The following is a 20,410-nucleotide window of genomic DNA, read 5'->3' as shown; positions in this document are numbered from 1 at the left end:
GATGCGGCTCCTCCGGCGCGGCTTCCTGCGGCAAGGTCTCCTCGGGAGCCTGGCCTGCCTTCTCGCCCTCGTGGCGGTGCCGGCCGGCACCGCGGCGGCCGCGCCGGAGCGGGTCGTCAACATCTACAACTGGTCGGACTACATCGACCCGAAGATGCTTGACGCGTTCACCCGCGAGACCGGCATCCGGGTCGTCTACGACACCTACGACACCAACGAGATCGTCGAGACCAAGCTGCTCGCCGGCCGCTCGGGCTACGACATCGTGGTGCCGACGGGGCCGTTCCTGCAGCGCCTGATCAAGGCCGGCGCGTTCCAGCCCCTCGACAAGGCCAGGATCCCGAACCTCAAGAACGCTTGGCCCGAGGTGACGGCCCGGCTCGCGGCCTACGATCCCGGCAACCTCTACGCCGTCGACTACATGTGGGGCACCACCGGCATCGGGGTGAACACCGCGCTGGTGCGCGAGCGCCTCGGCGCGAACCAGCCGCTCAACACCTGGGACATCGTCCTGCGTCCGGAGCTGACCGCCAAGCTCAAGGATTGCGGCGTCACGATGCTGGATTCGCCGGACGACATCATCCCGAGCGTGCTCCAGGCTCTCGGCCTCAAGCCCGATTCGCGCCGCATCGACGACCTCGACCGGGCCGGCGACGCGCTGTTCCGCATCCGCGGCGCAGTGCAGAAGTTCCATTCCTCCGAGTACATCAACCAGCTCGCCAACGGCGACGTCTGCCTCTCGGTCGGCTATTCGGGCGACGTGCTCCAGGCGCGAAAGCGCGCCCGCGAGGCCAAGAACGACGTCGACATCGCCTACTCCATCCCGCAGCAGGGCGCCCTGATGTGGTTCGACGCCTTCGCGATCCCCAAGGACGCGCCCCACGCGGCGGAGGCCCACGCCTTCATCGATTTCATGATGCGGCCCGAGGTGGCGGCCGCCAACACCAACTTCGTCTCCTACGCCAGCGGCAACCTGGCGGCGAAGGCACTGGTCAAGCCCGAGATCCTGTCCGATCCCGGCATCTACCCGGACGAAGCCACCTTCCGCCGGCTGTTCACCAACACCGCCTACGACGACCGCACCCAGCGGGTGGTGACGCGCCTCTGGACCCGGGTGCGCACCGGGCGCTGACGGTCCCGGCTCACGGCCTAGTTTAGGTCAAACGGCGTGCTACAGGCACGCTGGCGCCCGTGCTACCCAGATGCGATGGGCGACCCTTGCGAACCCGTCCTGATGGTCCTGCGGAAAGCCGGCGAGGCGGTGCCGGTCCTCGCCGGGCAGCTGGCGGCCAAGGGCTACGGCGTCCTCGACGCGATCGGAACGGAGGTCTGCGTCGCGCCGTCCGGTCCGGGGTTCCGGGTGATCGACCTCGCTCTGGTGAGCGCGGGCCTGTCCGCCTCGCCGGCGCTGCCGGAGGTGGTGGGGCGGCTGCGGGCCGCCTGGCCCCGCCTGCCGCTGGTCGGCCTGCCCGAGGCCGCTCCCGTCCCCGGCTGCCCGCCCTGCCCCGCGGCCTCAGCCTCGCCGACCTCTGCGAGCGGCTGGACGAGATCATGCTGGCGACGGCGCAGGGCCACGTCGACGCCGAGCGCCTGCGGCGGATGGGCGAGGGCCTCACCGCGCAGGTGCGCCAGGCGCGGCTCGGGCTCGAGGAGGCGGTCGCGGATGCGAGACGCCTCCTGGCGGAGGCCCGGCGCCTCGCCGCGAGGCGCCCGCCCGACGGTCGGACGTGAGGCCCGCCCCCGGAGGGAGCGGGCCGGGACATCCTCAGTCCTTCAGGTCGTCCGGCACCTTGCCGCCGTTCTCCTCGAGCTTCTTGATCACCTGCTTGTGCAGCCACACGTTCATGGTGGCCGAATCCTCTGTGTCGCCGGTGTAGTTCAGCTCCTTGGCGAGCTCCTTGCGGGCCGACAGGCTGCTGTCGAGGTGGAGCAGCTTCATCAGGTCGACGATCGAGGTGCGCCAGTTGAGCGGCTGACCGGCCTTGGAGGCGAGGTCGTTGAGGACCGCCTCGACATCGACCTTGCCGTCGACCTTCGGCACGTCGCCGCCCGACGACGCGCCGCCGGAGGCCCCGCCGCCGGCCGAGGTGGTGTCGGTCTTCGTCGCCTCGCCCGGCGTCTGCGCCTGGGCCTCGCCGCCGCCGAAGGGGTGCAGGATCTTGCTGACGATCGTCCCGAGCAGGCTCATCGTGTCATCCTCCGTCAGGGGCTTGGCATGTGGGGGGCCGTCGAGGCGGCCGTGAAAGGGGGTCCGCGGCGCACTCGCGTTGCGGCAGCGCCGGCACGGTAACGAACGGCCCCGCTCGGCGTTCCTCCCCGGCCGCCGCGATTCCGGCCGTCCCGCGAACGGATCGGATCGCGACCGATGCGCCCCGCGCGCGGGGGTGCGCGCATCCCGGCGCTTCACGGGCCTGCAGGATGGGGTAAGGACGTCTGCCGAAGGCCGGGAGCATCACGACCGTGGAAGAGGCATGACAGGGGATCCGATCCGCCGGGCGCTCGACGACGTCTGGTACTGCGTCGGCGAGAGCCGCACGCTGCGGCCCGGGGCGATGCGCGCGGTGAGCCTCGGCGAGGAGGCCGTGGTGGTCGGGCGCGAGGAATCGGGGGCGCTGTTCGCGCTGCGCGACCGCTGCCCGCATCGCGGCATGGCGCTGTCGGCCGGCCGCCTCGTCGACGGCAACCTCGTCTGCCCGTTCCACGGCTGGCAGTTCCGGCCCGACGGCGCCTGCGCGGCGATCCCCGCGCTCGCCCGCCGGGACGACGCCAACTTCGCCTCGGTCCGCCTCGCCCGCTTTGCGGTGGCCGAGAGGTCCGGCCTGATCTGGGTCCACGCGGCCGCGAACCCGCTCGCGGCGAGCCCAGCCAGCAGCGATCCGGGCGCGGCGCCGCCGATCCCGGAGGTCGATTTCCAGTATTGCGGCCAGCTCGTCGAGATCCTGGAGGTCGAGGCGTCGTTCGACCTCGTGGCGCTGAGCTTCGTCGATCCGGCCCACGTCGCCTACGTGCACGATTCCTGGTGGTGGCGCCCGTCGAAGACGATGAAGGAGAAGGTGAAGCATTTCGCGCCCTCGCCCTTCGGCTTCACCATGACGAGCCACACCGCCAAGACCGCCTCCCTCGCCTACCGCCTGCTCGGCTCGATCCCGGAGGTCGAGATCGAGTTCCGCCTGCCGGGCGTGCGGCTCGAGCGGATCACCGCCGGCGAGAAGCGGCTGGCGAACTACACCTTCGCCTCGCCGCTGGCGAACGGGCGCACCGCGCTCATCAACGCGATGTACTGGAACATCCCGGCCCTCAACCTGCTCAAGCCGGTCGCCCGGCCGCTGATGCGCCAGTTCCTCGGCCAGGACCGGGACGTGCTCCAGATCGCCCAGCGCGGCCTCGACCGGAAGCCCGCGATGGTGCTGATGGGCGAGAGCGACGTGCAGTCGCAATGGTACTTCAGCCTCAAGCGCGAGTTCCTGCGCGCCCGCGAGGCCGGCGCCGCCTTCGTCAACCCGCTCGAGCCCCGGGAGCTGCGCTGGCGCAGCTGATCCGGGGCAGGAATTCTATCCTGAGTGGCGCGGGTGACATAAAAGTTCTTGCGGTTGCATCAGGGCGCTATCGCGATCCACTCCGGTCGGCCTATGCAGGCCGGATCGCCGCCCCGGAGAATCGGATGTCCAAGGACATCTTCCGCATCGTCTACAAGAGCAAGGCCGCGCATCCGACCGAGGTGATGCTCGGGCACGGCCACGTCGCCGACCTCATCGCCACCGCCCGGACGCGCAACCGGGCGGCGGACGTCTCCGGGGTGCTGGTCTATACCGGGGTCGGCTTCTTCCAGGTGCTGGAGGGCCCGCAATCCGGGGTCCAGCCGATCTTCGAGGCGATCCTGGCCGACCGGCGCCACCACACGCTCGCGGTGATCGAGATGGACTTCGCCGCCGAGCGTCGCTTCGCCGGCTGGCACATGGGCTTCCTCGGCACCACCCGGGAACTCGACGACCGGCTCAACGGCGTCGGGCTCGGGCCGGTCGGCGGGCCCGAGACCCAGGACCAGCTGCTGCGCCGGACCCTGCTGCTGCTCGTCGACAGCCCGATCAGCATGCCGTGGCTCGGCGCGCGGTCGGCCGTCGACGACGGCCTCGGCGCCTCCCTCGCGCGGCGGATCTGAGCGACGGGTCAGCCTTCCGCCGCCAGGAGCGCTACCGCCAGGGCCGGGCCGCAGGTCGACGCGAACGCGGCGGCCTCGGGGGCGAGGCGGGGCGCGACCAGGTCCGCCAGATCCTCGGCCCGGCGCCCGAGCCGGGCGGCGAGCCCGGCGGCGACGAAGCGGCCGGCGCCGCAGACCACCACGGGCGCGTCGTCCGGAAGCTCGCCGCGGGACAGGATCAGGCCGGCGGCGTCGTGCAGGAGACGGCTTTGCGCCTCCGCAAAGAAGCCGGCGAGGCGCGCCCAGTCGGCGCGTCCGCCCTCGTGGCGGTCGCGGCCGATCATCCGGGCGAGGCGGATCTCGGTCTCGCGCACCGACTTGCCCTTGAGGTCGGCGGCGTCCTGCTGGTCCTCGGCCTCGGGCAGCAGCCCGAGCAGCCGGTAGGCATCGGCCGTGGTGGCGAAGCACTCGGCCATCAGCGCCGTGCGCCGGCCGCGGAACGGCGCGGCCTGCGCGAGCGCGAGGAGCGGCGTGCGCACCACGCCGGTATAGACGAGTTCCCCCGTCTCCAGCCGCTCGGCGTCGCTGTAGCCGATCGCGCGGGGCCGCCCGTCGACGACCGGGATCAGGTCGGCGGTGGTCGAGCCGATATCGACGAGGAGCGCGTCCGGCCGCAGGGTCCCGACCAGGGCGGCGGTGGCGTGCCAATTGGCGCTGGCGACGTCCGGCGCGGCCTCGGCGGCGCTCTCCGGCGCGACGAGTCCGGCGCGCCCGGCATAGATCGCGACCTCGCCGGCGAGGTGCGCGGCCGCCCAGGCGGCGAGCTGCGCCACGCCGTCGGCGCGGTCGGCGAAGCAGTCGGTCAGTTCGCCCGTCATCGTCACGACGTGGCGGGCGGGCGCGCGGGTCCAGTCCGGCAGGGCCGCGGCGGTGGCGTCGAGGGCCGGCAGGCCGTTCCAGAGCGGGCACGGCGCCTGCACCACCGCCCGCACCCGAGCCTGTCCGCGAGCCTCCTCGACCAGGGCCGCCTTGACATGGACCCCGCCGAGGTCCCAGCCGATGACCCGAGGAAACGAAACGGAGGGATGGGGATGGGTCACGGTCGGGTCTCGATCTGCCTGCATCGGGTTCGGCTCGCATGAGCGGCGCCCCTTCCGCAACCCGGACCGAGGTGGTGCCGGTCCTCGACCTGCGCGGCGGCGTCGTGGTGCGGGCCCGGGCCGGCGACCGCGCGCACTACGCCCCGATCGTCACGCCGCTCTCGGGTACCCCCGCCCCCGCCGACGTGGCGCGCGGCCTCCTCGCGGCCTGGCCGGCGCGCCGGCTCTACGTCGCCGACCTCGACGCGATCGTCGACGGCACCCCGCCCGACCTCGACGCCCTGCGGGCGATCGCGGCGGCGTGCCCCGGGGTGGAGCTGTGGGTCGATGCCGGCTTCGCGACCGAGGCGGGCGTCGAGGCCTTCCTGGCGGCGGGCCTCGGCCGGCCGGTCCTCGGCAGCGAGAGCCAGGCCGATGCCGGCCTGGTGCGCCGGATCGGCGCCCGCGCGGTGCTCTCCCTCGACAGCCGCGACGGGTCGGCCATGGGACCGGCGGAGCTGCACGAGGACGCCTCGGCCTGGCCGCCGGAGGTGATCGTGATGACGCTGGCGCGGGTCGGCAGCGGCGCCGGGCCGGACCTCGCGGGCCTTCGCGCCCTCAAGGCGCGCGCGCCGCACACCGCCTTCTACGCCGCCGGGGGCCTGCGCGGGCCGGAGGACCTGCCGGCGCTGGAGGCGGCGGGCGCCGACGGGGTGCTGGTCGCGAGCGCGATCCATGACGGGCGGCTGCGGGCGTGACGACCGCCAGGACCGTCGAAGCCCCCAAACGAGAAGGGAGGGCCCGGTGGGGGCCCTCCCGATCCTACGCTCAGCGTCCGAGGAAGATGGAGGCCAGTCGCTGGAACAGTCCCTGCGGCGGAGGCGGCGGGGGCGGCGGGGGAGGTGCCGCTGGCTGTTCCGGACGGTTTCCTGTCTAAGCGACGTTCGCCGCGAAGGGGTGCTGGGCGGTCTTGTACTGCTGCGTGACCTCGGCGGCGGTCGGCGTGCCCTTGATGGCGCGCTCGATCGACAGCTTCGTGGCCTCGTAGTTGTACTTCTCGATCTTGGCGTCGTCCGCGGCTTCCCAGTGGATGAACACGCCGACCAGGATGTAGAGGTCGTCGGCCTCGTTCGCCGGGATGATGCCCTCGGCGACGCAATCCTGCACCGCCTTGGCGACGGCGTGCTGGGCGGGGCCGAACATCTGGACGGCCTGGCGGGCGTCGTTGATGGTGACCTTGTTGAACAGCAGGGTGTTCGGCTTGCACGGCAGGTTCGGCGCGACCACCGCGAGCAGGCTGGTGAAGCCGTGCTTGTTGTTGGTCAGGCTGTTGCAGAACGCCGTCTCGGCGGCGCTGCCGCGCGGGCCGATGATGAGGTCGATATGCGCTACCTCGTTGCCGTCACCGACGAGGGCCTCGCCCACCATCACCTTATTGATCGTCGCCATGTGGGGGTTCTCCCAGGTGTCGATAAGGTTAGCCGGCCGCTCGAGCAATGCGGCCGTGCTCCGCTATCCTTGCTGTCGGCGTTCAGCGGGAAGCCGAACCGGTTGTCCGGATAGCGGGCGGACACTACAGCGCCGCTGATCGGTGAACAAGCCGGGCAAGCCGGTACATTGGGCCATGTCGGGCCCGAAGCGTCCCGGAAAGCCGCGCCGGGACTAGGACTTATTGGCAGCTTGCGGCCGGCGCGATCGCATCTCCCGCCTTCTCCCGGCAGAGGGCGTCGAGGAACAGGGTCGCGACCGTGAGGTCGGCGCTGGTCCCCGGGTTGAGGCCCGCCGCCTTGAGCGCCGCGTCGTGGGCCATCAACGGGCCCAGCGCGCCCTCGCCGAGGGCGAGCCCGCGCAGGGCGGCCTCGGCCTCCGCCCGCACCCGCTCGGCCGCCTCGGGCCCGAACTTGCGGGCGAGGTGGCTGTCGGGAAAGCCGGTGAGGAAGGCGAGGTGCACCGCCGTGGTGGTCCAGGGCTCGGACAGGCCCGCCGCGCGCGCCGCCGCGAGCGCCGGCAGCCCGGTCTCGAACAGGTCCTCGAAGCCCGTCACGTAGGCCCGCGCGATGCGGTCGCGCCCCGCGGCCTCCGCCATCGCGGCGAGCAGCGGCGGCACCGGGCCGTCCGCGGTCACGTCGTGGCGCTCGGCCCGGCCGAGGCCGCCCGGATCGGCGAGCCGGATCGCCGCGTAGACCCCGGCCGCATCGCCCGCATCGAGGTCGGCCAGCACCGCGGCGAGGCCGGCGCGCAGGGGGCCGGGCCGCTCGGCCGCGGCGGCGAGGGCCGCGCAGAGCAGCACGATGCCGAGATTGGTGTTCTGGCCGATCCCGGCCCGTGTGGCGGCGACCGCGCCTTCCGCCCGCGCCCCGACCCGGGCACCGGACGCCGCGACATGGGGCGCGGAGAGCACCGCGCTCGCCTCGAAATCCGCCACCGACATCCGGTGCCCGGCGGCGTGGACGTGGACGTTGCCGGGCTTGATCGCCGCGAGCTCCGCCCGGCACGCCGCCAGGTAGGCCGCCGCGATCGCCGCCGGGGCGAGCGGGGTCATCGCGCCGCCCCGACGGCGGCGAGGCCGGGCGCGCGGCCCGCCCGCACGGCCGCCAGGAAGCCGGCGGCGACCTCCCGGGCGATGTCGACCTCCGTCACCTGCTGCAGGCCCGACCAGGCCGGCATGCTGTTGACCTCGAGCACCTGGAAGCCGCCCTCGCCGTCCTCGACGAGGTCGATGCCGGTATAGCCGCAGCCGACCGCCGCGGCGGCGGCCTCGGCCAGTTCCGCGGCCCGGGCCGGCGGGCGCCACGGCAGCGGCCGGCCGCCGCGATGGACGTTGGTGATCCAGCCGTCGCCCTCGCGGATCATCGCGGCGACCGTCCGGCCGGCGCAGACGAAGACGCGGTAATCCCGCCACGCCCCGTCGCGCCGGGCGACGTAGCGCTGGAGGTAGTAGACCCGTCCGACCAGTTCCTCGGGCGGCAGCTCCTCGGGTCGCGAGATCAGCTGGAGCCCTTCGCCTTGCGAGCCGAACAGGGGTTTCAGCACCAGCGGGCGGCCGGGCGCCGCCTCGCGGGCCACGACCGCCGCGGCGGCCTCCCGGCGCGAGAGCGCGAAGGTCTCCGGCGTCGGGATGCGGTGGCGGGCGAGCAGCAGGCTCGTCATCGCCTTGTCGACCGAGCGCTCGATGGCCTGCGGCCCGTTCCACACCACGGTGCCGGCGGCCTCGAGCGCGTGGAGGGCGCCGAGCCGCATCGTGGTGGCCTCGAAGGTGCCGCCCGCGATGGTGCGAAGCAGCACCCCGTCCGGCAAGGCGCCGGGAAAGCCCGGCACCCGCAGCGGCTCGGCGTGCCCGGTCTCGACCGTGACGTCGGCGAGCGAGAACAGCACGGGCGCGGCGCCGAGATCACCGAGGGCGGCGAGGAGTTTCGCCTTGTGCCAGGCGCCGTTATCGGCCGCGAGCCCGATCCGCATGGCCCGGCCCCTACGCGAATGAGCGCACCACCAGCTCCGGCACCAGCCGGCCGGCGCGGTGGCTGGCGCCGGAGCGCAGCGAGGTCACCACCACCTCGGCGGGGCTGAACAGGTGCTTGTCGATGGCGTAGAAGTCGCCGTTGAAGCGGGCGAAGATCTCCGCGAAGGGCGCGCCGTGGTCGCGCGAGGTGGTGCTCGGCAGCGCCTCGGCCAGCCCCTTGGCGTCGGCATCGTCGGCCTCGACGAAGAGCTGCACCCGCCCGCCGTAGATGATGGCGTCGTTGGTGCGGCCCATCGCCTGGATGAAGTCCGGATGCGGCGGGCTCAACGGCGCGGCGCCGATCCCGTCGACGACGGCGTCGAGGTCGAACCCGACCGAGTGCGCCTTGTGGAGCGCCACCTCCAGCACCCGGGCGACCACCTGGGTCGCGCCGGCGAGGCTCTGGGTCGGGGCGTACACGAAGGTCACGTCGGAGGGCGCCACGCCCGCGGCCTTCGCCACCTTGGCGACGACCGAGGCCGGCGGCGGGCCCCCCGATTCGAGCACGAGCGCGATGCGGCCGGCGGGATCGCGGTAGGCCAGTTCCTCGAACAGGTGCTCGACCGCCGCCGCCGCCCGGCCGGGGCCGGAGCCGAGGGCGAAGAAGCCCGAATCCCCCTCCTCGTCGGCGAGGCTCCAGCCGGCATACTGGCTGCCGAGGCAGGCGAGCACCGGATCGGTGCTGTGCACGGTGAGCGTGAACGGCCAGGCCTCGAGGGGACCTGCGGGCGCGATCGTCACGGTGCCGAGGCCGCCGAGGCAGATCTCGGCGATGCGCCGCCCGGCCTCGATCGAGCCGCGAACGCCCGCCCCGGCATCGATCAGCCGCGGCCCGTCCGGCGCTTGGCTCACGGCGAGCCGCAGCCGCGCGGCCTCGGCGGCGAGCGCCTCGACCAGGGGGGCGGCGAGGGCGTTGACGCTCGGGCGGGCGACGGTAGCGGGGGTCGAACTCATGGTGTCACTCCCTCGGGCCGGAGCGAGGCGGATGGCGCCCCGGGACGGCCGGTCAGATCGATCGGGGTCTTCGCGGGCCCCGTTGTGTGAGGAATGAAGCGCGGGATCCCCTCTCCCGAGAGGGGCAGGGGCGAGGGTGTGGCGCTTCGGCGTGAAGCGCTGGGCGTCGTGCCGTCGGTTCAACGGCGTGGGTTCAGTTCGGCACCGTCTCCACCCTCACCCCTCTCCCGTTCGGGGGAGGGATCCCGCGTTCGTCCTTCGAGGATGGAGCGGTGGGAGGCGAAAGCCAATCCAGCATCGGCCGGCTCCTCCAGCCGCGCCCGCAGCGCCGCGCCCCGTAAAGCGACCGCACGCCGCGCCTCCCCCGCATCCGCCCCCTCGGCGATCACCGTGCAGATCGGCGCTCCCCTCTCGACGCGGCTGCCGGCCGGCGGGCGGTCCATCGCCCAGTCGGGCCAGTCGAGGGGCGGCACGGCGGGGATCGGCGCATCGGCGTACAGGATCTCGGTCGCGGCGGCACCCTGGAGGCTCGGGCGATGCTCGGGCAGCCGGCCGCGGGCGGCCGCGAGATGGGCCTCGAAGAGGGGAGCCGGCCCGCGGTCGAGCAGGTCGAGGGTTGCGCCGGGCCGGGGATTGATCTCGAGCAGCCACCAGGCCTCGCCCTCGACCAGCAGGTCGGCGCTGACGAGGCCGCGGAGGCCCGTCGCCGCCACGAGGGCGGCCAGCGCCTGCCCGGCCGCCTCGCGCACCCCGGGCGGCAGGCCGGACGGCCCGGCGGCGCCGGCATAGCGAAACGGGCGGCCCGGCCCCGGCGCCGCCCATTGCTCGGTCACCGCCAGGATCGAGATCCCACGCCCGTCCGCGAGCGCGTTGAGCGAGCGCGGCGTTCCCGGCACGCGGCGCTGGAGGTAGGCGCCGGGGGGCAGCCGCCCCGGACCCGCCGGGCGGATGTGGCCGCCGCCCGAGGCGCCGCGCCGCTTGATCAGCCAGCCCTCCGGATCGGGGACCGGCGCCGGCGCGATCTCGGGATGCGGAATGGCGAGGCGCCGGCACAGGGCCGCGAAGCGGCCCGGGTCCTTCAGGCCTGCGACCGCCGTGGGCGAGGCTCCGAGGAGGGCATGGCGCCCGGCGAGCCGCCGCATCAGCCCCGGCGCGCCCTCGAAGCCGGAGCCGAGGACGAGGCCGATCGCGTCGCCCGCCTCCGCCGCCAGCGCGGCGAGCGCCGCCTCGACGCCCTGGGGCCCCGGCCCGGCGCCGAGGCGGCCGGGCACGCGGCGGTAGCCGGCGGCGAGCGCGCGGGTATCCTCGTCGCCGAACAGGTCGGCGACGAAGGGGCGGTAGCCGGCGCGCCGCGCCGCGGCGGCGAGCGCCCGGCCCGACTGCGCCGCGATCAGGACCGCCGCGGCCGTCACGCCGCGGCCGCGCGGTCGGTGAGCTCGACGGCGAGGCGGTAGGCCTCGCGGAAATCGAGGGCGAGGGGCTGGTCGGCCTGGAGCAGGCGCCGGAACAGGCCGGCCTGGGTCCCGTACTTCACGTTGCCGATCGCGAGCGCCCCGATGCCGACACCCCGCCCGCTCGGCAGGGGCACGGCGTCGGCGTGGACGTCGATCCCCGCGATGCCGGCCGGCGGCACCGCGTTGACGTCCGCGGCGACGAGGAGGCGGGAGGCCCGGGTCAGGTCGTCGGCGCTCAGCACCTGCACGCCCGCGGCGGCGGCGGACAGGATCACCTCGGCACCCTGAGCGGCGGCAAGGCGCCCTTCCGGGGTCGCGCCGTCGGCGGCCTCGACGGCGACGCCGAACCGCGCCCCCATGCCTCGCGCGATCGCCGCCACCCGCTCGCGACCGTCGTAGCCCACGATGACCGGGTGCGCGCCCTCCTGCGCGGCGATCACCGCCGCGCAATAGGCGACGACCCCGGTGCCGCCGAAGATCGCGACGCGCTTGCCCGTCAGCGCCTCGCCGAACGTCTCCTTCAGGGCGCGCCGCGCGCAGGCCACCATGGCGGCACCGGTGGTGAGAAGGAGCCCGCCGGATCGGCGAAGACGTGGTTGGCGAAGGGCGGCACGAAGGCGCCGGTCGCGGCATCCACCATGTCGAGGGCGGCCTCGGCGTTCTTGCCGCCGATGAAGATCGCCGTGCGGATGCCGTCCTGCGGCGCGCGGGAGAAGATCGAGTCCTGGACCAGCGGCACGACCTCGCCGGGCTCCACCCCCGTATAGGTCGAGACGACCTCGAACCCCGCATCCACCGCCATGTTCACGTCGAACGGGCTCATGTGCTTGAGCGGCGTCAGCATGTGCAGGATCGAGCGGGCCATTCGGACCTCCTCCAGGGTAGCGACGGCGCGGGCGCGGCTCGCCTCGCGACGAGCGGCGGCCGCCGCGCCGCTTGTAGGCCGGCCGGTCCCGGCTGTGCTCTGTCCATTAGTGCGAATCGGGCGGCCGGCGTTTCAGCCGATCTCCGCCCCGCGGTTGCGCCCGCGGGCGATGCGGCAGGCGAGGTCCGGGTGGCGGGCGCGCAAGGACGCGACCAGCGCCTCGGCCTCGTCCTGGTCGCGGGCGAGGGCGAAGCCGGTCGGCCCCCAGGAGCTCTGGCCGAAGCCGGCGATGCCGGCGGCCTCGACGTCGGCGAGCGCCGCCGCCACCGCGGCGCTGGCGTAGCGCCCGCCCTGGTGGGGGGCGAAGTAGTCGCCGATCCGGCGCTGGATCCCGGTGATGCCGGCGCCGAAGCGCGGCAGGTCCGCGGTCGCGGCCGCCGGCAGCACCTGCATCAGCACCGTGCGGCAGATCTCGGCGGCCTCCGCCGCGGGAAAGCGCGGCAGCTCCCGGAAGGCGCGGCGCTCCTCGGCGCCGTGCACGCCGGTGCGGCCGGAATCGAGCAGCAGCACCACCCGCCACGCCTCCGGGAAGGGCAGCCGGGCGATCACCGGCGGGGCGGCATCGGTGTCGTCGCGGCCGCCATCGACGATCAGGCCGCCGGTGACGAAGGCGGCGAGCCCCACGCCGGAGCGGTTGCCGCGGTCGAGGGCGTCGGCGAAGGCCGCCGGCGCGAAGGGCGCGCCGTGGAGCGCGGCGAGCGCCGCGGCGACCGAGAGGGCGAGCTGCGTGCCCGAGCCGAAGCCCGCATGGGCCGGGATGACCTCCGCGAGATGGAAGGCGCCGGCCTCCGGCACGCCGAGATGGCGGGCGGCGAGGGCCGCGTAGGTGCGCACCCGCTCGCATTCGGCCGCGATGCCGGGGCCGTCGCCGCCCGTGACCGTGAGGCCGTCGGCGCGGGAGGCGGTGAGGTCGATGCCGGGCGCGTCGAGGCCGAGCCCGACGCTGCCGAAGCGCCGGCCGAGCCCGCCATGCAGGTCGAGGAAGCCGAAATGCAGCCGGGCCGGGGCGCGCACCCGCACCGTCGCCCGCGCCGTCCCCACCTCGTGCGCCAAACCGGCCTCGCTTCCTCAAGCCCTGCCGCCGCGGCCCCCGCGGGAGCCGTCCGACCGGGCCGGACTGTCCCACACCGGCCGCCGGCTGGGCAACTCGGGCCCGGCGGATATTTGCCCGGGCGCCGCCCCCCGGAAGCCGGACTTTCGGGGGACTTGCCTGCGCGGGGGCCCGGATGCGACCGTCCCGGACCGAAAGCGGCGCGCCACGCGCGGCAGGAACACGCGCGGCAGGAACCAGCGAGGGCGGATGACGGCCTGGATCGACGGGCAGGCGGTGGAGCGCGACGAGGCGATGGCGGCAGCGGCCTCGCTGCTCGCGGGGGCGCGCGGTCCGGTGATCGCCGGGCTCTGCGCGGAGGCGGCGGCCTTGCAGGCGGCGTTCGACCTCGCCCGCGCGATCGGCGCCTCGCTCGATCCCGTCGCGGGCCCGGGCCTCTACGCCGATCTCGGGGCGCTGGCCTCGGGCGGCGCGATGACCACCACCGCGGCCGAGGCGCGGGGCCGGGCCGACTTGGTGCTGGTCGTCGGGGCCTCCCCCTGGGCCTCGGGCCTCGTCCAGGACCTGGCGCAGGACTTGTCGACGGAGGCACCCGTGCGCGGCCGGGCGGCGGGTCGTCCCCGGGCGCTCGTCGCCCTCGGGGGGGCAGGCGACGGCGGCGTCCGGCACGTCGCCTATCCGGCGGACGAGGCCGGGCTCGCGGCGGCGATCGGCCTCCTGCGCGGCCTCGTCGCCGGCCGGATCGCCGGTCCCCACCCGCTCGCCGACCTCGCGTCGCGCCTGCGCGAGGCGCTCTACGGCGCGGTGGTCTACGACCCCGCCGAACTCGGCGCCCTCGGGGCCGAGATGCTGAACGGCCTCGTCAAGGACCTCAACGAGGTCACCCGCTGCTTCGCGCTGCCGCTGGGCGACCCCCATCAGGGCCGGGCGGTGGCGCAGGTCGCGGCCTGGAGCACCGGCCAGGGGCCGCGGGTCGGCTTCGGCCGCGGCCGCCCGGAGCACGATCCCTGGCGCTTCGACGCCGCGCGCCAGGCCGAGGCCGGCGAGATCGACGCCGCGCTCTGGCTCGCCTCCCTGCCGGCCCCGCTCCCCGCCTGGACCCGCAGCGTGCCGACCGCGGCGCTTCTCGGGTCTCCCCGGGGGGACGAGGCCAGGGTGGTGATCGGCGTCGGCGTCCCGGGCGAGGCCTTCGGCGCCGCGCTCTGGCACCCGCGCCGCGCCACCATCGCCTGGCAGGAGCCCCGGCACGCGGCAGCGCCGGAGGTGCCGTCCGCCGCCGCGATCCTCGCCGACCTCGAGGCCCGAATTTCCTCCTCCCCTGCCCCGCAACCGGAGCGCTCCGCCTCATGCTGACCCGCATCGCCGGCGGCCGGGTGGTCGATCCGACCGCCTCGCGCGACGCCATCGGTGACGTCTGGATCGAGGACGGCCGCGTCGTCGCCCCCTCCGACCGCGCCCCCGACCGCACCATCGACGCCGCCGATTGCGTGGTGATGGCGGGCGGCGTCGAGGTCCACTCGCACATCGCCGGCGGCAACGTGGTGCTGGCGCGCCTGCTGCTGCCGGAACTGGGCGTCTCCGAGCCCGACGCGCCGAACCCGCACGGGTCGGGCCGCGACGTCGGGATGCTGTACGCCCGGATGGGCTACACCACGGCGGTCGAGCCGGCGATGCCGCCGGTCAACGCGCTGGCGACCCAGCTCGAACTCGCCGAGATCCCGCTCCTCGACCGGGGCGGTCTCTGCGTGATGGGCAACGACGACCAGCTGCTGCAACTCCTGCGCGACCGCGAGAGCGCGGACGCGGTCCGCGACCTCGTGGCGCTCAACGTCGCGACCTCGCGGGCGCTCGGCGTCAAGGTCATCAATGCCGGCGGCGCCGACGCCTTCAAGGACGGGGCGGTCCGCTTCTCCCTCGACGACGAGGTGCCGGCCTACGGGCTGACATCGCGAAAGATCCTCGACGGGCTCCTCGACGCCGTCGAGGCGCTGAAGGTCCCGCACCCGCTCCACGTCCATTGCAGCAATCTCGGCCTGCCGGGGGCCGACGACAGCCTGATCGAGACGCTGGAGGCGGCGGAGGGCCGGCGCATCCACTTCGCCCACGCCCAGTTCTACGCCTACGCGGCGGTCGACAAGGACAACCCGCTGACCGGCGGCTTCATGTCGGCCGCGCCGCGGATCGCCGAGGCGCTGGCGCGCCACCCCAACGCCACCCTCGATATCGGCCAGGTGGTGTTCGGCCAGACTGCGACGATCTCGCTCGACATCCTGCGCCAGTTCTCCGGCCGCAAGGCGGCGAGCCCGCGCAAGTGGATCGTCAATGCCGGCGACGCCGAGGGCGGCGGCATCGTGCCGTTCCGCTACCGCGACCGCGGCCCGACCTCGTCGCTGCAATTCGCCATCGGGCTCGAGATGATGCTGCTCTCGCCCAACCCGGAGCGCACCATCCTGACCACCGACCATCCCAATGGCGGGCCGTTCACCGCCTATCCGCGCATCCTCCATCTCCTGATGGACAAGGAGGCGCGGGACCGGGAGGTCGCCGCGCACCCGAAGGTCGCGGCCGAGCGCTCCGGCCTCTCAGGCATCGAGCGCGAATACACCCTCTCGGAAGTGGCGCAGCTCACCCGCTCGGGGCCGGCGAAGCTGCTCGGCCTCACCGATCGCGGCCACCTGCGCCCCGGCGCGCGGGCCGACATCGCGGTCTACCGCGACCAGCCGGACCGGACCGCGATGTTCGCCCGCGCCCACCGGGTCCTGAAGGACGGCGCGGTGATCGTCGAGGACGGCGAGGTCGTCTCGTGGACCCGCGGCCGAACGCTGAGTCTCTCCGTCGAGGCCGATGCCGGCATGGCGCGGCGGACCGATTCCTACCTCCAGGGCCGCTTCGGCGCCGGGCTGTCGAGCTTCACCGTGCCGGACGCGGCCTTCCCCGAGCGTGAGGTGTTCGAGGCGATCTCATGCCGGACCTGATTCTCCACGGCATCCGGGTCGAGGACACCTTCGCGGAGGCCTTCGACATGGCGGCCACCGCCCTGGTGCTGACCGCCGAGACGCCCGAATGGGCGATGATCGCCGCGACCACGATGACGGGCTTCGCCACCTCGGTGATCGGCTGCGGCGCCGAGGCCGGCATCGACGCCGTGCTCTCGCCCGACGAGACCCCGGACGGGCGCCCCGGCGTGCGGGTTCTGCTGTTCGGCTTCGATGCCGGCGGCCTGAAGGACCAGCTGCTGCGCCGGGTCGGGCAATGCGTGCTGACCTCGCCGGGCAGCGCGGTCTTCGCCGGGATCGCCTGGGACGACCCCGCCGCGGGCAAGGCGCTCAAGCTCGGCGGCGCGATCCGCTACTTCGGCGACGGCTTTTCCACCGCCAAGCGCGTCGAAGGGAGGCGCTACTGGCGCACGCCGGTGATGGACGGCGAGTTCCTGTGCGAGCATTCCGTGCCGACGGTTCAGGGCGCGGTCGGCGGCGGCAACCTGCTGTTCCTCGGCCGGCGCTTTTCCGACACCCTGCGGGTGGCCGAGATCGCGGTCGCGGCGGCGCGCAAAGTCCCGGACGTGATCCTGCCCTTCCCGGGCGGCGTGGTGCGCTCGGGCTCCAAGGTCGGGGCGCGCACCAAGGGCATGATGGCCTCGACGAACGACGCCTACTGCCCGACGCTCAAGGGCCGCGCCGGCTCGGCCCTGCCGCCGGAGGTCGACGTGGTGCTGGAGATCGTCATCGACGGGCTCTCGGCGGGCAGCGTCGCGGCCGCGATGCGGGCGGCGCTCCACGCCTCGACCAGGGCCGGAGCCGATCTCGGCCTCGTCGCGGTCACGGCGGGCAATTACGGCGGCAATCTCGGCCGCCACCACTTCCACCTTCGCGACCTCATCGGGGAGGCCGCATGAGCACCCTCACCTTGCGCGAGGCGCCCGAGCGCCTGGACCTCGCCGGCCTCACTCCGGCTGCCCTCGCGGGCCTGTCGGAGGCGGAGGCCGCCCGCCTCCCGATCGGGACCGGCCGGCGCGGCCTGACCCTCGGCGACTGCTTTTCCATCGCCCTCGACGGGTCCGACGAGGTGCGGATCGTCGGCGCCACGAGCCGCCTCGATCGGGTCGGGGCCGGGCTCGATGCCGGGCGCATCGTCGTCGAGGGCGATGTCGGCCAGCGCCTCGGCGCCGGCATGACGGGCGGGACCCTCGCCGTCAGCGGCTCCGCCGGCCCCTTCGCCGGCACGGCGGCCAAGGGCGGCACGATCCGCATTTCGGGAAATGCCGCCGAGAGCGCCGGCGGCGCCCTCCACGGCGCGGCGGCCGGCCTCGACGGCGCCACCCTGATGATCGGCGGCACCGCCGGCGACCGGATCGGCGACCGGATGCGCGCCGGGCTGATCGTGGTGAAGGAGGCCGGCGCCCATGCGGGCTCCCGGATGATCGCCGGCACGATCGTCGCCGAGGCGATCGGCGACCATCCCGGCTACGGCATGCGCCGCGGCACCCTGGTCGCCGCCCGCCACGGCGCCCTGCTGCCGACGTTCGTCGAGACCGGGCGGCAGGATCTGGTCGTCCTGAAGCTGCTGGCGACCTCGCTCCAGGCCTTGGCGCCGGAGGCGGCGGCGCTCCTGCGGGCGCCTCAGCGGCGGTATTCAGGGGATCTCGCGACCCTGGGCAAGGGCGAGCTGTTCACGCCGGTGGGGTGAAGCGGGCACAAGCCGGCTCGAACATCCGACACACGAACCCACCCATAACCTCAGGATGAGGTTATGGGTGGGATGAGACAGTCTCCCTTTGCGCCGTGCTCAGCATAGAAATCTTACAACCGCTCCTGAATCTTCTTCGCGATCGCTCCCAGCCGCTGCTCCAGCAGGGTCGGCACCTCGCAGACATAGGTCAGCGACTGGCTGCGCTCCTGGAAGATGCGCTTGTCCCAGTTGAAGCGCGCCTCGAGCTCGGCGAGTTCCTTGGTTTCGGGCACGTCCGGCGCGGTCTTGACCTCGCTGATCCGCCCGGCCTCGTCGCGGATGCGCTCGGCCATCACACGCTGGCCGCGGGCGTAGCGGCCGATGCCGGCCACCACCTTGTCGCGCTCGCCGTTCAGCACCTCGAACACGCCGGCGAAGACCCGGGTCAGGCGGGCGTCCTTCTCCGCCTTGTCGAGCTTCCCCGCGAAACCGTCGAGGAGGCCGTCGACCTCCTCCAGCGGCAGCCGGCGCGACGCGATTTTTTGAGCCAGCAGGGCCGCGTCGGTGTCGTTGCCCCACTCGGCCAATGCCTGGGTCGGGTCGGGCCCGGTCCAGACCGCGCCGGGGCCGAGCGTCGAGACCTTGCGCTGGGCGCAGGGCCAGTCGGGATCGGGCCGCGGCTGGGCGAGGGCCGGGGCGGCGCCGAGGATCAGGAGCGTGGCGAGGAGGGAGCGGAGCATCGTGGGCATCTCTCGAGTGAGGGCGGTCATCCCGCCTCCCCGGCCGGGCCGCCGCGCCGGGCGAGCAGCCCGCGGCCGGGATCGTAGGCGGCCACCGCCATGACGAAGAACGCGAGCCCGGTCCCGACCACGACGGCGCAGGAGACCGGGTTGAAGGCGCCGTAGAGCGCGAAGCGCACCAGCTCGACGGCGTGGGTGAACGGGTTGACCTGGCAGATCCAGTACAGCGTCGCGCTCGATTCGTTGATCCGCCATAGCGGGTAGAGCGCCGAGGAGGCGAAGAACATCGGGAAGATCACGAAGTTCATCACGCTGGCGAAGTTCTCGAGCTGACGCACCAGCGACGACAGGAACAGCCCGATGGCGCCGAGCATCAGCCCGGCGGCGAGGAAGGCCGGCAGGGCGTAGAGGTAGCCGGTCCACGGGATGTCGGTCTCGAAGAAGCTCGCCACGGCGAGGAACACGTAGGCCTGGATCAGCGAGACGATCACGCCGGCGACGAGCTTGGCGAAGAGCAGGCTCCAGCGCGGATAGGGGCTCGTGAGCAGCACCCGCATCGAGCCGACCTCGCGGTCGTAGACCATCGACAGCGAGGATTGCATGCCGTTGAACAGCTGGATCATCACCGCGAGGCCGGGCACGACGTAGACCTCGTAGAGCACGTAGGTCTCGTAGGGCGGCGTGATCGACAGGCCGAGCGTGTTGCGAAAGCCCGCCGCGAAGATGAACAGCCAGACCAGCGGCCGCACGAGCGCGGAGAAGAACCGCTCCTTCTGGTTGAAGAAACGCAGGAGCTCCCGGCGCACGATGCCCGACAGGGCGATGAGGTAGCCGCCGGCATCGAGCCGGCCGCGGACCGGGCTGAGGGTCGTCCCGGCGCTCATGCGACCCTCCTCGGCGTGTCCCCGCGCTCGGCCGTCATCTGGCGGAACGCGGTCTCGAGGGAGCCCGAGGGCTCGCTCAACGCTCCGGCGAGGCCGCGGGCGACGATGCGGCCGCGATGCAGCACCACGACCCGGTCTTCGGCCTCGATCTCGTCGAAGATGTGGGTCGCCCAGAGCACCGACAGCCCCTCCTCCCGCACCAGGGCCCGCACGATGGCGACGATGTCGGCACGGGAGTCGAGGTCGAGGCCGACGGTCGGCTCGTCGAGGAGCAGAAGGTCGGGGGCGTGGATCAGCGCCCGGGCGATCTCGATCCGCCGCGACTGGCCGCCCGACAGGGTGCGGATCTTGTCGTCGCGCCGCTCCAGGAGGCCGATGCGGGTCAGAAGCGTCTCGATCCGCTGGAGCGCCGCCTTGCGGGGGATGCCGTGGAGGGCTGCGTGGTAGAGCAGGTTCTGGCGCACCGTCAGGTCGGTGTCGAGGGTGCGGGCCTGGAACACCACCCCGAGCCGGGCGAGCGCCCGGGACGGCTCTTGGGCAAGGTCGTGCCCGAGCAGCGCGACCCGGCCGGCCTGGCTGGCATAGAGCCGCGTCACCACCGAGAACAGCGTGGTCTTGCCGGCCCCGTTCGGCCCGAGCAGGGCCACGAACGCGCTCCGGGGCACCTCGAACGACACGTCGTCGAGCGCCGTCCGGGCGCCGAAGCGATGGCTGACTGCCTCGACCGCGAGGGCCGCGCTCATCGGCCGAGCGCCCGGCGGGCGTCCCGCACCGCGTCGAGGCACTCGTCGTACTCCTTCTCGCCGAGTTCCCGCTCGGCGACGCGCAGCTCCTTCCTGAGCGTCCGCGCGACCGCTTCGGGCGGAGACTTCGCCAGCTCGGCCTTGATCGTCGCGATGCCGTCCCGGCACGACGCCGCGTCGTCGGCGCGGGCGGGGAGCGCCGTCAGCAGGATGAGGGCGGCGAGGCACGAGCGCATCCGTGGGGTTCCTCCGGTTCTTTGAGGGCGATGTAGGCC

General features: G+C 73.8%; 21 protein-coding genes and 1 pseudogene. 9 read left to right on the top strand and 13 right to left on the bottom strand.

Going from position 1 to position 20,410, the window contains the following annotated elements; all coding sequences use genetic code 11:
• Position 1 precedes the first annotated feature (1 nt).
• Entirely contained in the window at positions 2-1,132 is a 1,131-nt protein-coding gene (locus DK419_RS10850; protein WP_109959088.1) for a polyamine ABC transporter substrate-binding protein, read from the top strand.
• A 419-nt stretch (positions 1,133-1,551) separates the two neighbouring features.
• The gene (locus DK419_RS10840) at positions 1,552-1,731 is read left to right on the top strand and encodes a hypothetical protein (RefSeq protein ID WP_109959086.1); all 180 of its coding nucleotides are present in this window, start codon (positions 1,552-1,554) and stop codon (positions 1,729-1,731) included.
• A gap of 34 nt (positions 1,732-1,765) precedes the next feature.
• Here the strand turns inward: DK419_RS10840 and DK419_RS10835 are convergent, their stop codons facing one another.
• Positions 1,766-2,188 carry a DUF3597 domain-containing protein gene (locus tag DK419_RS10835; RefSeq protein ID WP_109959085.1) on the bottom strand — a complete coding sequence of 141 codons (423 nt, stop codon included), beginning with the start codon at positions 2,186-2,188 and terminating at the stop codon, positions 1,766-1,768.
• 283 nt (positions 2,189-2,471) lie between these two features.
• On the opposite strand from DK419_RS10835, the gene DK419_RS10830 reads away from it, so the two are divergent.
• On the top strand, positions 2,472-3,536 hold the full coding sequence (locus DK419_RS10830; protein ID WP_109959084.1) for an aromatic ring-hydroxylating oxygenase subunit alpha: 1,065 nt from the start codon (positions 2,472-2,474) through the stop codon (positions 3,534-3,536).
• 125 nt (positions 3,537-3,661) lie between these two features.
• Entirely contained in the window at positions 3,662-4,159 is a 498-nt protein-coding gene (locus DK419_RS10825; protein WP_162561192.1) for a BLUF domain-containing protein, read from the top strand.
• 8 nt (positions 4,160-4,167) lie between these two features.
• Here DK419_RS10825 and DK419_RS10820 read toward each other — a convergent pair whose 3' ends face one another.
• Positions 4,168-5,262, bottom strand: a complete 1,095-nt coding sequence (locus DK419_RS10820) for a hydantoinase/oxoprolinase family protein (protein WP_109959082.1) — start codon at positions 5,260-5,262, stop codon at positions 4,168-4,170.
• A 14-nt stretch (positions 5,263-5,276) separates the two neighbouring features.
• Between DK419_RS10820 and DK419_RS10815 the strand changes: the two genes are divergently transcribed.
• Entirely contained in the window at positions 5,277-5,975 is a 699-nt protein-coding gene (locus DK419_RS10815) for a HisA/HisF-related TIM barrel protein (protein WP_109959081.1), read from the top strand.
• Positions 5,976-6,150: 175 nt separating this feature from the next.
• On the opposite strand, the gene fae is transcribed toward DK419_RS10815, so the two are convergent.
• The 7 genes and pseudogenes from fae to DK419_RS10780 form a co-directional block, all read right to left on the bottom strand.
• On the bottom strand, positions 6,151-6,666 hold the full coding sequence (fae, locus tag DK419_RS10810; RefSeq protein WP_048436284.1) for a formaldehyde-activating enzyme: 516 nt from the start codon (positions 6,664-6,666) through the stop codon (positions 6,151-6,153).
• Positions 6,667-6,886: 220 nt separating this feature from the next.
• Positions 6,887-7,759 (bottom strand): triphosphoribosyl-dephospho-CoA synthase, encoded by an 873-nt coding sequence (locus tag DK419_RS10805; protein WP_109959080.1) that lies wholly within the window; start codon positions 7,757-7,759, stop codon positions 6,887-6,889.
• Positions 7,756-8,676 carry an ATP-grasp domain-containing protein gene (locus DK419_RS10800; protein WP_109959079.1) on the bottom strand — a complete coding sequence of 307 codons (921 nt, stop codon included), beginning with the start codon at positions 8,674-8,676 and terminating at the stop codon, positions 7,756-7,758. The genes DK419_RS10805 and DK419_RS10800 overlap by 4 nt, the downstream gene beginning before the upstream one ends.
• A gap of 10 nt (positions 8,677-8,686) precedes the next feature.
• Entirely contained in the window at positions 8,687-9,670 is a 984-nt protein-coding gene (gene mch / locus DK419_RS10795) for a methenyltetrahydromethanopterin cyclohydrolase (RefSeq protein ID WP_109959078.1), read from the bottom strand.
• A gap of 179 nt (positions 9,671-9,849) precedes the next feature.
• Complete coding sequence (locus DK419_RS10790; protein ID WP_109959077.1) at positions 9,850-11,082, bottom strand: ATP-grasp domain-containing protein; 1,233 nt, start codon at positions 11,080-11,082, stop codon at positions 9,850-9,852.
• Positions 11,079-11,989: pseudogene (locus tag DK419_RS10785) on the bottom strand (NAD(P)-dependent methylenetetrahydromethanopterin dehydrogenase). Before DK419_RS10785 ends, DK419_RS10790 begins: the two are co-directional and overlap by 4 nt.
• 132 nt (positions 11,990-12,121) lie before the next feature.
• Entirely contained in the window at positions 12,122-13,102 is a 981-nt protein-coding gene (locus tag DK419_RS10780; protein ID WP_109959076.1) for a beta-ribofuranosylaminobenzene 5'-phosphate synthase family protein, read from the bottom strand.
• Between the two features lie 247 nt (positions 13,103-13,349).
• Here DK419_RS10780 and DK419_RS10775 point away from each other — a divergent pair, with 247 nt between their 5' ends.
• The 4 genes from DK419_RS10775 to DK419_RS10760 are packed head-to-tail and all read left to right on the top strand — an operon-like array spanning position 13,350 to position 17,786.
• Positions 13,350-14,453: a molybdopterin-binding domain-containing protein gene (locus DK419_RS10775; protein ID WP_109959075.1), complete on the top strand. Its 1,104-nt coding sequence runs from the start codon at positions 13,350-13,352 to the stop codon at positions 14,451-14,453.
• Positions 14,447-16,075: a formylmethanofuran dehydrogenase subunit A gene (locus DK419_RS10770; RefSeq protein ID WP_109959074.1), complete on the top strand. Its 1,629-nt coding sequence runs from the start codon at positions 14,447-14,449 to the stop codon at positions 16,073-16,075. The genes DK419_RS10775 and DK419_RS10770 overlap by 7 nt, the downstream gene beginning before the upstream one ends.
• A complete protein-coding gene (gene fhcD, locus DK419_RS10765; protein ID WP_109959073.1) occupies positions 16,063-16,995 on the top strand; it encodes a formylmethanofuran--tetrahydromethanopterin N-formyltransferase in 933 nt (310 codons plus the stop codon). The genes DK419_RS10770 and fhcD overlap by 13 nt, the downstream gene beginning before the upstream one ends.
• Positions 16,992-17,786, top strand: a complete 795-nt coding sequence (locus DK419_RS10760) for a formylmethanofuran dehydrogenase subunit C (protein WP_109959072.1) — start codon at positions 16,992-16,994, stop codon at positions 17,784-17,786. The genes fhcD and DK419_RS10760 overlap by 4 nt, the downstream gene beginning before the upstream one ends.
• 113 nt (positions 17,787-17,899) lie before the next feature.
• On the opposite strand, the gene DK419_RS10755 is transcribed toward DK419_RS10760, so the two are convergent.
• From DK419_RS10755 to DK419_RS10740, 4 genes are read right to left on the bottom strand one after another with little or no spacing between them, the layout of a single operon-like run.
• The gene (locus DK419_RS10755; RefSeq protein WP_109962241.1) at positions 17,900-18,508 is read right to left on the bottom strand and encodes a hypothetical protein; all 609 of its coding nucleotides are present in this window, start codon (positions 18,506-18,508) and stop codon (positions 17,900-17,902) included.
• Between the two features lie 26 nt (positions 18,509-18,534).
• Positions 18,535-19,392, bottom strand: coding sequence for an ABC transporter permease (locus DK419_RS10750; RefSeq protein ID WP_109959071.1), 858 nt, complete (start codon positions 19,390-19,392; stop codon positions 18,535-18,537).
• Positions 19,389-20,135 (bottom strand): ABC transporter ATP-binding protein, encoded by a 747-nt coding sequence (locus tag DK419_RS10745; protein ID WP_109959070.1) that lies wholly within the window; start codon positions 20,133-20,135, stop codon positions 19,389-19,391. The genes DK419_RS10750 and DK419_RS10745 overlap by 4 nt, the downstream gene beginning before the upstream one ends.
• Positions 20,132-20,371 (bottom strand): hypothetical protein, encoded by a 240-nt coding sequence (locus DK419_RS10740; RefSeq protein WP_109959069.1) that lies wholly within the window; start codon positions 20,369-20,371, stop codon positions 20,132-20,134. Before DK419_RS10740 ends, DK419_RS10745 begins: the two co-directional genes overlap by 4 nt.
• Positions 20,372-20,410 lie beyond the last annotated feature (39 nt).

Origin of the sequence: Methylobacterium terrae (assembly GCF_003173755.1) — a bacterium.
GTDB classification, from domain to species: Bacteria; Pseudomonadota; Alphaproteobacteria; order Rhizobiales; family Beijerinckiaceae; genus Methylobacterium; species Methylobacterium terrae.
This window is presented reverse-complemented; position numbering and strand designations above follow the sequence as displayed.